This is a genomic window from Mangrovitalea sediminis, assembly GCF_002514725.1.
GTDB lineage: Bacteria > Pseudomonadota > Gammaproteobacteria > Pseudomonadales > Oleiphilaceae > Mangrovitalea > Mangrovitalea sediminis.
Genome location: NZ_NTLB01000001.1, coordinates 492,827 through 506,322, shown reverse-complemented (window position 1 = coordinate 506,322; position 13,496 = coordinate 492,827). Strand labels below are relative to the sequence as shown.

Below are 13,496 nucleotides of genomic sequence, written 5' to 3'. Positions count from 1 at the left end.
GATGACAGGACAACCGGTCAGTTTATTTCTGGTCGACCGGTTGTCCTTGCAAGTTTTTATCGCGTTTGCGGTTACCAGGTGGCGTTCAGCGCCACATGCAAAGTGCGTCCGGGTTCATTGACACGAACTGCCTCTGGGCTGAACGGGTCGCTGTTGGCGCGACTGACATTTGGTGCCCAGGTCTTGTCGAACAGGTTGTCCACCGCCCAGCTCAGGGACAGGTGACGAGCCAGTGGGTGTTCGCCCGACAGGTTGATTACGCCGTAACCGTTCGATGGGCCCGGATCCTGACCGCTGGCGGTATCGACGCGATGTTGTGCCTGCGCAACGACCCACTCCACTCGAACCTGATGGCCCTTGTGGTGCCACGCCAGGCTCTCGACCAGGCTGAGCGGCGGGATCTGCGGCAAGGGGCGGTGGTCCGTCAGGTTTTCCCCGAAGACATAGGCCAGGGCGCTATTGGCTGCCCAGGCACCCTTACCCCAGCCGACACTCAGCTCAGCACCATGGAGCTGCGCACGAACATTGCGATAAACGCTGGTGCCTGCGTAAGTACCGCTTTCCAGCTGCGTACGCAACACATAATCCTGCACCTTATCCAGCCATACACTGGGGCGCCAATGCCAGGCACCGGCACTGCCGTTGAGGGCCAGATCGACCTTGTGGTGCTTTTCAGTAGCCAATGCTGGATTACCCACCCAGCGCATTGCGGAGCTCATGCCCCAACTGGCCAGATAGCGTTCGGTAGCATCGGGGCTGCGTACACTACGGCTGAAGGTGAGCGAGAGAGTCTGCCATGGAGACAGGGTCCAGTCGCCACCGATAAAACCGCTCCAGTTGTCGTCAATGGCCTCGAGGCTACCGGTTTGGTAAATACGCTGGTAGAGCATGGCGGGCGTCGCCATGCCGAGATTGTCGTGAGCCCTGTTGGCGTCCATGCGGACATGATCGTAGCGGACACCGCCGCTCAGTTTTATTGAAGACTGGATGCGCCAGAAGGCTTCCAGATAGAGTCCGTAGCGGTCGCGCTGCACGTCAGGCCAGAGTAGCGATTGCAGATTTTGTAACTGTGAACCGGAAAAACGCTCGGCATTACGATTGATCGTCTGAACGTCAAAACCGGTTGACCAGTTCAGGTTGTCGTTGAAGGACTGGTCCAGCACCCAGCGAGCACCGCGGGTATCGGCGCTGGCGCGGGTCAGCATTTTCATGGCGCTGGTCAGCGGGCGCAGGCTGAAATTGTCCATGATGTGGTCGACATTGGTCTGCCAGGCGGTCAGTTGCCATTGACCGCTGGCCAGCGGGGCGCTGATCTCGGCACGGTAGATGTCGGTATTGGTCTTGGGGCTGTCCATCCCGGTGCCGGCATATTTGACGTCGCGCTCTTCCTGACGGCTGTATTGACCGGCGACGCGGACGCCGTTGGCCCCCTGCCAGGCACCATCAAGCTGCCCTTCCCGGCGGGTAAAGGCACTGCGGACTTCGTTGCCGTCGCCATCCTTGTAGTCGTCGGCCTTGCTCCAACCCCCCGCGGCACGGATGAAGTCGGTGGAGGTGCCAGCGGCGGCGCTGAGACTTGCCTGTTTGCCATTGCCGTTGTCATAGCCGCCCATGCTGGCGTGGCCGCTGAAGTGGCTGCCGTCTGCGAATTTCGGGGCCGGTGTCGTGGCCATGATCTGGCCGCCGTACAGTGGTCCCCAGCGCAGGGTGCGGGTCTCGGTTTCAACCTGTAAATCCTGGGTCAGTGCGGTACTGATCCGGCTGGACGGCGGGTCCATGCGGTTGGGGCAGGCACCGGGAACTTCAACTCCGTCGAGCAGCACCCTCACGCGGTCCTGGCTCATGCCGCGGACCACCGGGTCTGTACCCAGTCCCCCCATACGGGAAAGGGACACGGCGGGGTTGTCGCGCAGCGTCTCCACCGGTGTCGCTGTGACGGCGGCTGGAGTCGCCGGCATCTCATGGCCCCCGGTAATCTTGATCAGTAACGGGTCCTGGGCTGGTGAGGTGCTATCGTTAGTATCGCCAGCCCAGGCCGTGGCGCCATGCAGTGTGAGCCCTATCAGACAAAATTCCGCCCATGGTTTACGCATGCCTGGAATACCTCTTGATTGTTATAGCGTTCATTTCGATGGTTAAAGTCAGAAGGGGCGGCATGATAAGGACCCGGAGCGGTACTTGCCTGAGACAAGATGTCGCACCTGCCTCGACCCCGCCGCAAACATGTAAAATGCACGCCATGCGAATAACGACCTCTTCTCAAGCCGGCTTCCGTGAGGCTGCGCATTATCTTCTTGTCATGCGCCTCGCTATTGTTGGGGCGGAACTGGTGCTGTTGCTGATTACGGACCATCTGGGCCTGCTCGGCAGTGACATCACCGAAGCGGCCTTAACCAGCCTGGGCACTATGTTGCTGGCGCTGGGCATGACGTACTGGTTGCGTCGGAGACCTCCCAGTCGCCCCTGGCCAGTGACGCTCTCATTGTTACTGGACCTCCTGCTGCTGGGTGTCTGGCTTTCCTTTACCGGCGGCTATACCAATCCGCTGACCGCGCTGCTGCTGTTGCCGCTGGCGATGGCGATTATTTTGCTGCCGATGGTGCACAGCATCCTGTTGGCCGTGGGCGGCATTACGATCTATGGGTTGCTGATGCGCTGGTATGTCCCGGTGATACCCCATGCCGGCAAAGCGCATCTTGAACAGCTGCACCTGCATGGCATGTGGGTCGCCTTTATGATCACCGCCGGCATTCTTTTATGGGTGGGGGGCGCGTTAGTGCGACGGCTACGGGCGCAACAGGAAGTCCTGGGGCAGTTCAGGGAGCGGCAGTTGCGTGACGAGCAGATCATCGCGCTGGGTTTGTCGGCGGCGACGGTCGCTCATCGCATCGGCACGCCACTCAATACCATGGCGCTCTTGCTGAACGAGATGCGGTCGCGGCCCATGTCCACTGAACAGTCAGAAGACTTTGACACCCTGGAAGAGCAACTGGGTGTCTGCAGCCAGCAACTGCGGCAGCTTTCCGAGGCGGCGAGCCTGGTCAGTGCGTCGCGTCTGGAGCCCGTCCGCCTCGCAGATTGGCTGCAGCGCCTGCGGGAATCGGCCACGCTCTTGTGGCCCGCCGCGGACATCGTCTGGGAAACGCCCGAAACGGATGCCGGGGTAGCCGTCGATGCCACCCTGGATCAGGCGGTGCTCAATATTGTGGGCAATGCGCTGCGAGCCAGCCCCGATCATGTGCGGATTTATTGCGGTCGTGAAGCGAGGTGCATCACCTTGTCGATCGAAGACCACGGTGCCGGGCTGACGGAGTGGGGCTCGCAGCACCCGGGGGAGCGTCACAGCGAGTCTGAATCGGGACTGGGGATAGGGTTGTTCCTTTCCAATGCAACCTTACAGCGCCTCGGCGGTGAACTGCGGGCGACGGTAGATGAGTCGGGAACGACCATGATTATCGTATTGCCGGAGGCTGATCATGCTCTCTGACACCCCCTGGTTATTGATCGACGATGACCGAACCTTTCTCGACATCCTTGCCCGATCATTGCGACGCCAGGGCATTGATGCTCACTTGGCCCACGATCCGGAGACCGCGATAACCGCCCTGGCGGAGCAGGAGATCGCCCGTTGTGTGCTTGACCTCAATCTTGCCGGAGACAGTGGCCTGGCACTTCTGCCCAAACTGCTGGCGCAGCGGCCGGGACTGGATGTCGTGGTGATTACCGGCTATGGCAGCATAGCGACCGCCGTCGAGGCCATGCGCCGCGGTGCCGTCAACTACCTCTGCAAACCGGTCACCGTCGCCCAGCTCATGGAAGTGTTTTCCGTCTCCAGCGCCGAGCCCCCACTGCGACAGACGCCGCCCTCGGTCGAAGAACTGGAATGGGAGCACATCCAGCAGGTGCTGCAACAGCACGACGGCAACATCTCAGCCACCTCACGAGCACTCAATATGCACAGGCGCACGCTGCAGCGGAAGCTGCAGAAGCGGTCTCGTTGGCGGCAGTGAGGGGGCGCTTGGCACCTCTACGGCTTCCTCTAGTCAGATAGATAGGCCTGTGCTTTTTGTACCGGATTATTTGGACGGCAGGGAAAGGTTCAATCCTGTGAGCGGGGTTGACGCTTATTAGACATAAATGAGTTTTAGAAAAGAAAAAGCCCCTGAAAATCAGGGGCTTATTCCGGGAGATATGGTGGAGACGGCGGGAATTGAACCCCATTCCTGGCGTCAATCTTGGCCCACTATCTGCCACTGATCACCATAAAACAGCATGTTAGGGTGGGGCATTTCCACATTGCGCCGCTTTGTCCCACTGGTGCGTTGACACTTCGTTGACACCTTTTGGAACCGTAGCCTCCTCTCGAGGGGCTATTGATTTGCGGTTTGGCTGTTCAACTTTGCCATAAAGGCGCGGCGCGCGCGGATTCTGGCATTCACGCAGGCCACCATTTGCTGCTCTGTCTTGTTCCACTGTTGGCACTGCGCTGATTCGACGTACTGCTTGTTGAATGCGTCTAATGCCGTTTGTGGCGGGGCTGACGACCATCTTATGACGGCAGCAGGGGGTGCCGTTCTCGTCACTGTCCGTGAAGCGAGGGGGGATGCAGGAGAGGCGTTTTGCTTCATCGCCTGCAGTTGATGCTGTTGGGCGACGTCTGCTCTGGCGCGTGCTTGTGCTTCCTGCACATGCTTTTGATCGGCCTTGTTCATGTCCGTGATGACATTGGAAAAGTAGGAATTCAGGAAGCCTGTTCCGAGTATTACCAAGCCCAGCGCGATGCCCAACACTGCGAGCTTTAATGCCAAAACTCTGAATATCCGTTTCATCGTCAGTTTTCCCTAACGCAGTGTGGTTGAAGTCCTTGGCTGGCACCTAAGATCATAAGGACTATTATACGACATGTTTCCCGTGTGATTTGAGAGAGCGAAATGGAGCTATTTGCTGTCGTACTCATTGTTGTCTGTGTTGTTGTTATCGCGGTTCTCAACAAGAAGGAACTGAAGGATCGCGGTAATGGGCTGAGTGACTCAGAGTTTGAAGTCTATTACCTCAATAAAAGTGTCTTCTCACCAGCTGAGCGTTCTTTCTTCGGTGTTCTAGAGCAAGTTCTCGCGGGGACCAGGTACAAACTTTTAGCCAAAGTCAGGATCGCGGATCTCATCGGGGTCAAAAGGCAGAAAAATCACCTTCGTTTTTTCGGGCGGATTAGTCAGAAGCATTTTGATTTTGTCATCTGCTCTGCTGATACCTTACAGCCTGCCTGCGCGATTGAGCTTGATGACAAGTCCCATGACAGCCCCAAACGAAAGACGCGAGATCAGTTCGTTGACCAGGTCTGCAATGCGGTACAGCTCCCGCTGTTGCACGTGCCAGCTCAGAAATCCTATTCCGTCCAAGACGTGATAAACGGCCTTTCCAGATACATCGAAATTGGGGCGCAATCGTCGACGCCTGAGCCTACAAGCGCCTCGCTCGTGCCGGTGGACAGCTCTGATCCTGAGGATGCTCCTCTTTGCCAAAGGTGCTTTGCCCCGATGGTTAAACGTCGTATTACGAGCGGTAAACGTGAGGGGACAGAGTTTTGGGGATGTGGTCGGTTTCCCAAGTGTCGGTATGTTCAGCCTATCCCAGTTAAGGTTGATTAGTGTGAAGGGGCGGTTAGCGGTCTTGCTCTGATTACGCGGTTGCGGCTGGTACTTGAATAACCGCCCCTGATGCGGTCAAATACTGTTTAAGTATACAGTATTCTAGCCATGCCACTACTACGCTTTCGACACAATGCCAGCACAACCGAGCTTAGTGACGATGCGCCCGCTAGATTTGGGGTGCTCGTCTACCACAAGAACGGCAAGTGCAAATACATGCCCTGGGCGGGGTTTATCGATCTGAAAACGGCCCGGAAGCTGCCAAAAGCAACGCCCGTGAAGATCAATGTCATGGACTATAAAATTGGTGGAATCACGGATCGTGATGACTGGATCAAGGTCGGTGATTTGCAGGCGGTCCAGGGGTGCTACATCAACGGGGTTGTCTTTGCCGTTGTAGATGGCGGTATACCGCGCCTAGTGCTCAGGAAAGGCCAGGATAAATAAGCGGCTGTTGAAATCACCGGTTTGAGCCGGTAGGGTGTTGTCTGACCGCTCGCATGGATGCCCAGCGGCTGCGACACCTGCCCAGTGGTGTGACTACCAGGGAGAGTTCTGGCCCCTTTCTTAACGTATCTCATTCGGTAACGCCAAACTTTGCCAAGATTGCTTGGCCCACTCTCCTTTTCGTGTCAGATTTGCTCAACGCCTTCATTCAGCTTGATGTCGGTGTCGGGTTAATACGGAAGTTTCGACGAGGGGAAAGGGAATGGCTACTCGATACGTCTATGTTGCCGTTACTCCAGATATTATCGGGAATGATTGGGATCTCGTTGATCGTTCTGGCTCTAAGTTCTGCTTCATTAAGTTTGGTGTGACTGATAATCCGAACCTGGACGTCTTGAGGGCCGGTTATACGACTCACAACCCGTCGATTGGCTTCAACAAAATGAGTTACGAGACGAACATTTCTCGAGTTGTTACGACGACGGATCTCGGCAAAGCTATTGAACAAAATTCGTTGAATGGCTCGAAGCTCGTGAAAGTCGGTACTACGGAATGGTATTCGTCTCCGCATGAGAGCGCGATTAAGCTTTTTGAATCCTTTTCTCGCCAGGAAGCCACCGGGAATCTACTTGACTATCAATCCGTAACGAATTTTCTAGCGCGGCTCAATAGCGTAATAAAACGGGCATAGTGGGTGTCATTGGTTCGTGTGATTGTGTCCGGTTGGGTTTGCTTGCTCAATTCGTTCGATATCGCAGGGGGGGGCTCGCTATGTGTGGCCGATATGACCTCAATGATCGCCCGAACACTCGGGACCTGTTCGGAACGCTCGGCGTTCCCGGCGACCTGGTCGAACGCTTCAACATCGCACCAGGCGGAATAGGGCAGATCGTTTACGAAACCCCGCAAGGCCGAGTCCTCGAGGACGCCTACTGGTCGCTCCTGATCGAACCTAAGCCTGACGGCAACGGTTATCGCCCCAATCCCAAATACTCCACCTTCAACGCCCAGAGTCGGCGCCTGACCAGTAGCTTCTTATGGAAGGAACGCTACGAGCGACAACGCGCCGTTATTCCCGCATCGGCTTTTTATGAATGGACGGGAGAGAAGGGCCACAAACAATGTCACCGAATCGAACCGGTTGACGGTGCGATCGCCTTCGGTGGTCTCTATGAACGATGGCATTTTGGCGACGACCTGGTCACGTCTTTCTCTGTCATCACGCTACCTCCTCATCCTCGCTTTCTGCATATCCATGACAAAAGCATTCCGTTGATGCTCGAGGAAAGGGATTTTGATTCCTGGCTCGATCACACCTTCTCAGGCACTGACGCCTTCCTTTCCTTGCTAGCACCTCATCTTCCATATGACCTGCGTGTTTCGCGTGTCACGTCTCCCTTGGCGGATGTGGGGAATGACTTAGAAGTCATAGGTGCAGAGGAGTGAGCTACGTTGTGAGTGACTTTTCCTCGGAAAATAGATCTGCTCCCCTTTCCTGCAGGGATCCAAGGACCATTACCTCAGGAGAGGCTTCTCGTGAAAAATTGACTTCTGCCGTGAAACAATTTGTAGCGTTGAAACAAGCGCATACACCGAAATTGAGAAAGTGGGGGGTGCAGGTCAATTGTGTCGGCTAATGACTCTGATCCCATTTTCCCGCTTCGGGAAGCATACTTGAGTGCTATTGTTGGGTTATTCTATATTTAGTGCGCTGATTGATTTTTTTTCTATTTATTATTTGTGTCTCGCTGGTGGCGGTTTTGGCTATTTTATTTTTGGGTATTTGTTTCGGGTTGCATTATTTAATTTTCGAATAATTATTTTTAATAAAAACTTTGGTGGGCCTTTGTTGTCCTTAAAGATACCAAAATTCTTATGAATTAATAATTGTTCTTTTAAAAAAATAATTTTCGTAGTATAATTTTTAAAAATTACAGGGTGCAATTAATGAAGTTCATCTCTCAACAAACCGCTCAGAAGCTAAGGGGTGGGTATTATACGCCAGAAAAACTGTCTGATTTTATAGTTAGATGGATATCTTATAATAATCCGAATAGTATCTTAGAGCCTTCGTGTGGAGATGGAGCTTTTATATCCTCTTTGACTCGAGTTGGGGTGAAGGTTTCTGAGTTTTTAGGGTTGGAGATTGAGTTTGATGAAGCTGAGAAAGCGAGGTCTAGACTGATACAGTCAGGACATGTTTCTGGCCATATTCTTAATGAAGATTTTCTTGGTTGGGCTCTGTCGTCTTTCTCCAGGAAAGCTAGGTTTGATGCGATAATTGGTAATCCACCCTTTATAAGGTACCAATTTCTACCAAAAATTTTTCAGGACAGATCTGAGAAGATATTTTCTACATTGAGTGTTCCTTTCACAAAGCATACAAACGCCTGGGTTCCTTTCGTCTTAGCTAGTATAAAGCTCTTAAAGCCGGGAGGGAGACTTGGGATGATACTTCCCGCTGAGTTGGTCCATGTGGCTCACTCCCAAGGTCTAAGAACGTATCTTGGCGAAACATGTTCTCGTATATTGGTAATTGACCCGGAAGATATTTGGTTTGAAGATACATTACAGGGAGCTATTATTCTTCTTGCGGAAAAAAAACGGGAGTCGGGTGACATTGGTCAGGGTGTTGGCTTTCATAGAGTTTCTGGTTATGAATTTCTTTCTGAGAGTCCAGAGAATATATTTCGGTCTGTATCAACGATAAATGGAAGGACCGTTGAGGGTAAATGGACTAAAGCACTGTTGCCGTCCTCAACCTTAAGGACTTACGAGTCTTCGTTGAGTTTGGAAAGTGTGCGCAAGTTTTCGGATATTGCAGATGTTGATGTTGGTATCGTTACGGGCGCCAATAAGTTTTTTTTGATTCCAGAGCATACTGTTGCTGATAATGGTCTCCAAGAATACGTTTACCCTATGTTTGGTCGTAGTGAGCACTGTCCTGGTCTTATTTATAATGAAGAACAGCATAATATAAATGTTGATTTAGGTCTTCCGACAAACTTTGTTTATATTCAGGCCTCTTTGGATGAACTTCCGGCTAGTGTCGTCAGGTATATAAAATCGGGCGAGGTAGAGGAGCTGCATATGCGTTATAAGTGCAGAATTCGCCAGCCTTGGTATAAAGTACCTTCTGTCTATACTGCACCAGTTGGTATGCTGAAGCGCTGTCATAATTTTCCTCGTTTGATACTAAATGAACTTGGCGCTTATACTACTGATACTGCTTATAGGATTAGACCGAAAGGTGTTGACGCGACATCTCTTGTTTGCTCGTTTTTTAATCCTTTGACTGCGTTGAGTTCAGAGCTTGAAGGTAGGCATTATGGTGGTGGAGTTTTAGAGTTAGTTCCTTCTGAAATTGAACGACTTCTTGTTCCGGTGAGCCATTTTTCGGCTGCAGAGTTAGAGAAATTGGATCGAGATTTTAGGAATTCAGCTAAAAATAACGTTGGTTATTTTTTGGAGGTAGGAAGTGATATTCTGCGGCGAAGTGGTATGGCTCAACATGAAGCGCAGGATATTGCTGACGCGTGGTGGGCATTAAACCGAAGGCGTCAGCGGAAAGGTTGATCGCTAATCGATTTCTATTTCATATGAAATAGTTGGGTGTTCTGCTTTGTATAGAAATAATGACCGCTTTAGTAAAGAGTCGTCTGCGATAATGCTAATAGCGGTCCCCCAGTGGATCTGGGTCATGAAATTTTTTTGCCGGTAAGATTCTGACTGGGTGTCCGTTTTGTGTGATATTAAAAGTTCGTATGTGCCCATATTAATTCCGGCGATGATTATTCTGAAGTTTGCATGAGCTTGTTCGATGTAACTTTTTTTGGAGTGCGTGTGCCACTCTAACTCATTGAAAACTTCATCTCGAAAGTAGTGGCGATGATCTATTCCCGTCATTAGCCCTTTCTTTAGGCCCATTGATCCCGTTGGATGCGTATTTCCTGCTGTTGGGATACTGAGGTCTCGTCTCGTAAGGCGTTTACTCTTCCACACGAGAACCATGTTTTGGGTGCGAATATTTTGCATTTCCTCAGTTAGAGGTAGATTTTTTGAATGTCTTATTTTCGATTCTTGTTTTTTTGAATATGTGTCAATAATTTTCTTTTTTGATTCGGGTTTTTCGTTTGAACCTTGATTTGCTATTTTTAAGTTTTCGTCAGCTAGTAATCCTTGTTCGGAAAGACTCTTAATCTGGTCTTTATTATTTATTCTTATTACGTGTTCCGGGTGTTCTTTGGCAAAGTTTTGGAAAGTGTCTTCTAATTGCTTTGAGTTCTTTGCGTCTTCATGCACGGAAAGATCTAATTGTATTATCGCGCTAGCTTCAATATTCCTTTGAAGGCCGCCAGTCGTTAGATTTGCGCTGCCAATTATTGCTACCGCTCGGCCGGGTGTTCTTTTATAGTATATCTTTGGGTGATAGATTTTTTGCTGAGACCCAGTATCTACAATGTAAAGGTTTTCGGTTGCAAGAAAGAGGGTGTTAATTGCTTGGAGTGATGTTATGCCATTCCTGATGCCGACAAAAATATAGGTATTCGAGTCGCCTTTTATATATTTTGCTATTGCTCGGGCGCCGCTGTCGCTTGCAAAGGCAACACTTATAATCGTCCTTTCGTTATTTTTGGCTTTGAGAAGGTCATTTATAACGTCTTCGTGATATATGTCGTGTATGGATTGAATTAAAAAGTCAAAATTTGCCATTGTTCCCTCATTTTTCTTTCTCAGATCCCTGATTTAGCACATTCATTAATGCGAGTTAACTTCCCAGGCTTTAACTCGTCCCGCGTTATTGTTGTCTTTCCCTGATTTCTCGCCTATGCCATTTATTAACGACCTTTGTAGCGATCTCGAAACCTATCCTACTTTTAGCTTGTTTGCCCGCCTAGCAACTTCCGTATCCGGATCTATCTGCCCACATTCCGGTGCCGTGTCGTTGGACATCAGCCAAAGTGTGTATTTCTTGAAGCGCTCATGAGTCGTGATTTTCATTAAGAAATCACTTCTAGGTTCGGAGCCTCTTTGTTCGATCCCTTCCAGTGTTCGCTGAGAAGCACCGATTAGATCGGTAAAAGCTTTTCGTCCCAGCCCTTCGGTTTCTCGGATCAGTTTAATTTTTTCAGCAATAGACATTGACATACTACAATTCGCGTATGTACTATTGTTGTAGGTACTACCGGTGTAGTACTCCCGTTGAGCTGAAATACAAGTCAGCCCGGATTTGAGTGTAACAGAGTGGTGAAAAGTGGACGAGCAAAAGCCCTTAGCCTTCAACCTGGTCCCGATCATGACCCAGGAACGCTTCGCCGAACTGACCGGCCTGACGCCGGGCCAAGTGCGGGGCATGGTCGAGAAAGGCCACCTGCCGTCAGTCAAAGTCGGCGGTGCCCGTCCTCGCTTTGTGAACCTGTTGCACCTGAACAAAGAAGTCTACGAAGCGGAGGACTGGTCATGATCAACCCCGCCAAATACGACCTTATCAAAGGGCACATCGACTTCCTGATCGAGTCCCTGGCCGAACGCCTCTATGTGGACGGCACCGTCTGCGCCTTCTGGCATGGCAAGCTCCAGGCCTATGCTGACCTGCTGGTTCACCTGGATCTCGACCTCTGGTCCTACGCCGTCGAGTCCCGCCGTCTCGTCCTGGCTTATCACCGCTATCTGCACCAGGAACAGAACCCCCATCTCCCGCGCCCGTCCTTCCAGGGCTGGCTGATCGGAACCTCCGTCAACGTCTTGAGGGCCGCCTAATGACTGCCTTGATTCCCCCACGTCAGGATCAGGTCGAAGACAAGGAACGCCGCTTCTACATCGTCGCCCCGTCGTCCGTTTATCTCAGCCTCCAGCAGGAAGCCATCGCCCGGGGTTCTGACCTCTGGACCCTCGGCGGCACCGTCCTCGCGGCATGGCTCCAGGCGGGCTGTCCTGATTTTGGATTTTCACAACCGGCCTCCGCCGAAAGTCCTGCTAGTCCGCCCCCGTCATCGTCACCGCTCGCGAACACCAAGGGGTCCGGCCTGTGAGCCGTGCAAGGCTGCGTAGCACCGGCCGCGCAGCGGACGGCCTGGCCTTGCGCGGATCGCAGGTTGGGCCACGGTTCGCATCAAGAGCGGAGAGGATGCCGGGGGTGGACGACCGCCCTTTGATTCCGAACCAGGAGCACAGGCCGCAAGCGGAGCGCGCAGAGAGCGCAGCGACCGCAGGCCTTTGACTCTTCACCCTGAAAACTGAACGCCCTGTTGGGCAACTGAAGGAGAACACCCCATGGAAAACTATCTCAACCTCATGATCCTCGGCGCCACCCGTTACGACATCGACGGCCACAAGGGCGGCAGCGTCTACGCCTACAGCCCCGCCGAACCCGATGACGAAAACCGGGTCGGTAACGAAGTCATGAAGATTGCCTGCGACTTCAAACACATCGACCAGCTCCGCAACCACGCCGACAAACTGCCCGCCATGTTCATCGTCAAGGCGCAGATGAAGGCCGGTGCCGGTGGCAAGGTCACCTTCAAGGCCCTCGAACTCAAGCCCGCCGACCTCACCAAGAAACCTGCCAACGCGCAGGCATAAGGAAGGGGTAGGGCATGGCTTACGCACTCGTCTGTGATCAGCAGTACACCGTCGATACCACGACGGGTGCGCACGTCTGCCCGGGGACCGTCAGCCAGATGGTGATCGATCCCCTGGTAGCCCTGGACCCGAGCACCGCCGGCACCTACCTCGCGGCCGGTTTTGCTCTCGGTCTGGTGGTTTTCAGCGCGGCCCATACGGTCCGCGTCATCTACGACCTCATCAAAGGTGCATGACTATGAACCAAGTAACTGTAAACGCTGCTCCCATCTCCCGCCGTGCTGCCCGTGGCTGGGCCCGCCGTGTTGGCGTCGGTATGGCCTCCCTGATGGTCTCCGGCATGACCTTCGCTGCCGGAACCGCGGCGGCTGCGGGTCCCGATCTGACCAGCCTCACCACCGCCGTGGATTTCTCCACCGTGATCACGGCCATCCTGGCCGTCGGTGCAGGCATGGTCGGTCTGGCCCTGGCCGTCATGGGCGTCCGTAAGGTCGTTCACTTCCTGAAATGATCGTCGTTCAGCTGCTCTATGTGTGCTGCTTCGTCAGTGGCCTCATGGCGGCCTGGATCTTGTTCAGATAGGGCCGGGTTTCCGGCCCTTTTTTATGGGGGGCGTTATGCGCTATTTACTGGTTGGATTGTTGCTCTTTTCCGGATTCTGCCGCGCAGACTGGTATGACCCCTATTATTCGGCAAACGTTACGAGACCTACTGCTCCGCAGATGTGTGTGCTTTCGCAGTCGGGTTCCACCTATTTCGTGACGGTTTCCCCTACGCAAGTGCAATGCTGGAGTGCTCCAGGCGGTGCCCATTTAACGG

17 protein-coding genes are annotated in these 13,496 nt (G+C 52.9%); 13 read left to right on the top strand and 4 right to left on the bottom strand.

The annotated features are described in order from the left end of the window. Positions 1-71: 71 nt before the first annotated feature. Positions 72-2,093 (bottom strand): TonB-dependent receptor domain-containing protein, encoded by a 2,022-nt coding sequence (locus tag CLR77_RS02425; protein ID WP_227519775.1) that lies wholly within the window; start codon positions 2,091-2,093, stop codon positions 72-74. Positions 2,094-2,239: 146 nt separating this feature from the next. Between CLR77_RS02425 and CLR77_RS02420 the strand changes: the two genes are divergently transcribed. Together CLR77_RS02420 and CLR77_RS02415 are read left to right on the top strand one after the other, a co-directional pair. After that, on the top strand, positions 2,240-3,487 hold the full coding sequence (locus tag CLR77_RS02420) for a sensor histidine kinase (RefSeq protein WP_097458984.1): 1,248 nt from the start codon (positions 2,240-2,242) through the stop codon (positions 3,485-3,487). Beyond that, positions 3,477-4,010: a response regulator transcription factor gene (locus CLR77_RS02415; RefSeq protein ID WP_097458983.1), complete on the top strand. Its 534-nt coding sequence runs from the start codon at positions 3,477-3,479 to the stop codon at positions 4,008-4,010. The genes CLR77_RS02420 and CLR77_RS02415 overlap by 11 nt, the downstream gene beginning before the upstream one ends. Before the next feature lie 360 nt (positions 4,011-4,370). On the opposite strand, the gene CLR77_RS02410 is transcribed toward CLR77_RS02415, so the two are convergent. Further along, positions 4,371-4,829 carry a hypothetical protein gene (locus tag CLR77_RS02410; protein WP_097458982.1) on the bottom strand — a complete coding sequence of 153 codons (459 nt, stop codon included), beginning with the start codon at positions 4,827-4,829 and terminating at the stop codon, positions 4,371-4,373. Positions 4,830-4,931: 102 nt separating this feature from the next. On the opposite strand from CLR77_RS02410, the gene CLR77_RS02405 reads away from it, so the two are divergent. The 5 genes from CLR77_RS02405 (at position 4,932) to CLR77_RS02385 (ending at position 9,671) form a co-directional block, all read left to right on the top strand. Continuing rightward, complete coding sequence (locus CLR77_RS02405; protein ID WP_097458981.1) at positions 4,932-5,648, top strand: DUF2726 domain-containing protein; 717 nt, start codon at positions 4,932-4,934, stop codon at positions 5,646-5,648. Between the two features lie 108 nt (positions 5,649-5,756). Continuing rightward, positions 5,757-6,095, top strand: coding sequence for a hypothetical protein (locus CLR77_RS02400; RefSeq protein WP_143269350.1), 339 nt, complete (start codon positions 5,757-5,759; stop codon positions 6,093-6,095). Between the two features lie 262 nt (positions 6,096-6,357). After that, entirely contained in the window at positions 6,358-6,786 is a 429-nt protein-coding gene (locus tag CLR77_RS02395) for a hypothetical protein (protein WP_097458979.1), read from the top strand. A gap of 80 nt (positions 6,787-6,866) precedes the next feature. Next, complete coding sequence (locus CLR77_RS02390) at positions 6,867-7,541, top strand: SOS response-associated peptidase (RefSeq protein WP_097458978.1); 675 nt, start codon at positions 6,867-6,869, stop codon at positions 7,539-7,541. Between the two features lie 501 nt (positions 7,542-8,042). After that, positions 8,043-9,671, top strand: a complete 1,629-nt coding sequence (locus CLR77_RS02385; protein WP_097458977.1) for an N-6 DNA methylase — start codon at positions 8,043-8,045, stop codon at positions 9,669-9,671. Positions 9,672-9,674: 3 nt separating this feature from the next. Here the strand turns inward: CLR77_RS02385 and CLR77_RS02380 are convergent, their stop codons facing one another. Together CLR77_RS02380 and CLR77_RS02375 are read right to left on the bottom strand one after the other, a co-directional pair. Next, the gene (locus CLR77_RS02380; protein WP_097458976.1) at positions 9,675-10,808 is read right to left on the bottom strand and encodes a phospholipase D family protein; all 1,134 of its coding nucleotides are present in this window, start codon (positions 10,806-10,808) and stop codon (positions 9,675-9,677) included. A gap of 153 nt (positions 10,809-10,961) precedes the next feature. Beyond that, positions 10,962-11,237, bottom strand: coding sequence for a helix-turn-helix domain-containing protein (locus CLR77_RS02375; protein WP_097459655.1), 276 nt, complete (start codon positions 11,235-11,237; stop codon positions 10,962-10,964). Positions 11,238-11,349: 112 nt separating this feature from the next. Here CLR77_RS02375 and CLR77_RS02370 point away from each other — a divergent pair, with 112 nt between their 5' ends. From CLR77_RS02370 to CLR77_RS02345, 6 genes are all read left to right on the top strand, one after another. Further along, a complete protein-coding gene (locus CLR77_RS02370) occupies positions 11,350-11,559 on the top strand; it encodes a MerR family transcriptional regulator (protein ID WP_097458975.1) in 210 nt (69 codons plus the stop codon). Beyond that, the gene (locus CLR77_RS02365) at positions 11,556-11,855 is read left to right on the top strand and encodes a hypothetical protein (RefSeq protein ID WP_097458974.1); all 300 of its coding nucleotides are present in this window, start codon (positions 11,556-11,558) and stop codon (positions 11,853-11,855) included. The genes CLR77_RS02370 and CLR77_RS02365 overlap by 4 nt, the downstream gene beginning before the upstream one ends. Then, the gene (locus CLR77_RS02360) at positions 11,855-12,127 is read left to right on the top strand and encodes a hypothetical protein (RefSeq protein WP_097458973.1); all 273 of its coding nucleotides are present in this window, start codon (positions 11,855-11,857) and stop codon (positions 12,125-12,127) included. The genes CLR77_RS02365 and CLR77_RS02360 overlap by 1 nt, the downstream gene beginning before the upstream one ends. A gap of 241 nt (positions 12,128-12,368) precedes the next feature. Continuing rightward, complete coding sequence (locus CLR77_RS02355; RefSeq protein WP_097458972.1) at positions 12,369-12,677, top strand: hypothetical protein; 309 nt, start codon at positions 12,369-12,371, stop codon at positions 12,675-12,677. 14 nt (positions 12,678-12,691) lie between these two features. Continuing rightward, positions 12,692-12,913, top strand: coding sequence for a hypothetical protein (locus tag CLR77_RS02350; protein ID WP_097458971.1), 222 nt, complete (start codon positions 12,692-12,694; stop codon positions 12,911-12,913). A gap of 2 nt (positions 12,914-12,915) precedes the next feature. Further along, entirely contained in the window at positions 12,916-13,188 is a 273-nt protein-coding gene (locus tag CLR77_RS02345) for a hypothetical protein (RefSeq protein WP_198962641.1), read from the top strand. Positions 13,189-13,496 lie beyond the last annotated feature (308 nt).

Excerpts from the sequence above, each read along its gene's own strand:
- CLR77_RS02425 (WP_227519775.1), bottom strand. The coding sequence starts at position 2,093 with ATGCGTAAACCATGGGCGGAATTTTGTCTGATAGGGCTCACACTGCAT.
- CLR77_RS02385 (WP_097458977.1), top strand. The coding sequence starts at position 8,043 with ATGAAGTTCATCTCTCAACAAACCGCTCAGAAGCTAAGGGGTGGGTAT.
- CLR77_RS02400 (WP_143269350.1), top strand. The coding sequence starts at position 5,757 with ATGCCACTACTACGCTTTCGACACAATGCCAGCACAACCGAGCTTAGT.
- CLR77_RS02380 (WP_097458976.1), bottom strand. The coding sequence starts at position 10,808 with ATGGCAAATTTTGACTTTTTAATTCAATCCATACACGACATATATCAC.
- CLR77_RS02350 (WP_097458971.1), top strand. The coding sequence starts at position 12,692 with ATGGCTTACGCACTCGTCTGTGATCAGCAGTACACCGTCGATACCACG.
- CLR77_RS02365 (WP_097458974.1), top strand. The coding sequence starts at position 11,556 with ATGATCAACCCCGCCAAATACGACCTTATCAAAGGGCACATCGACTTC.
- CLR77_RS02395 (WP_097458979.1), top strand. The coding sequence starts at position 6,358 with ATGGCTACTCGATACGTCTATGTTGCCGTTACTCCAGATATTATCGGG.
- CLR77_RS02390 (WP_097458978.1), top strand. The coding sequence starts at position 6,867 with ATGTGTGGCCGATATGACCTCAATGATCGCCCGAACACTCGGGACCTG.
- CLR77_RS02355 (WP_097458972.1), top strand. The coding sequence starts at position 12,369 with ATGGAAAACTATCTCAACCTCATGATCCTCGGCGCCACCCGTTACGAC.
- CLR77_RS02405 (WP_097458981.1), top strand. The coding sequence starts at position 4,932 with ATGGAGCTATTTGCTGTCGTACTCATTGTTGTCTGTGTTGTTGTTATC.
- CLR77_RS02410 (WP_097458982.1), bottom strand. The coding sequence starts at position 4,829 with ATGAAACGGATATTCAGAGTTTTGGCATTAAAGCTCGCAGTGTTGGGC.
- CLR77_RS02375 (WP_097459655.1), bottom strand. The coding sequence starts at position 11,237 with ATGTCTATTGCTGAAAAAATTAAACTGATCCGAGAAACCGAAGGGCTG.
- CLR77_RS02420 (WP_097458984.1), top strand. The coding sequence starts at position 2,240 with ATGCGAATAACGACCTCTTCTCAAGCCGGCTTCCGTGAGGCTGCGCAT.
- CLR77_RS02415 (WP_097458983.1), top strand. The coding sequence starts at position 3,477 with ATGCTCTCTGACACCCCCTGGTTATTGATCGACGATGACCGAACCTTT.
- CLR77_RS02360 (WP_097458973.1), top strand. The coding sequence starts at position 11,855 with ATGACTGCCTTGATTCCCCCACGTCAGGATCAGGTCGAAGACAAGGAA.
- CLR77_RS02345 (WP_198962641.1), top strand. The coding sequence starts at position 12,916 with ATGAACCAAGTAACTGTAAACGCTGCTCCCATCTCCCGCCGTGCTGCC.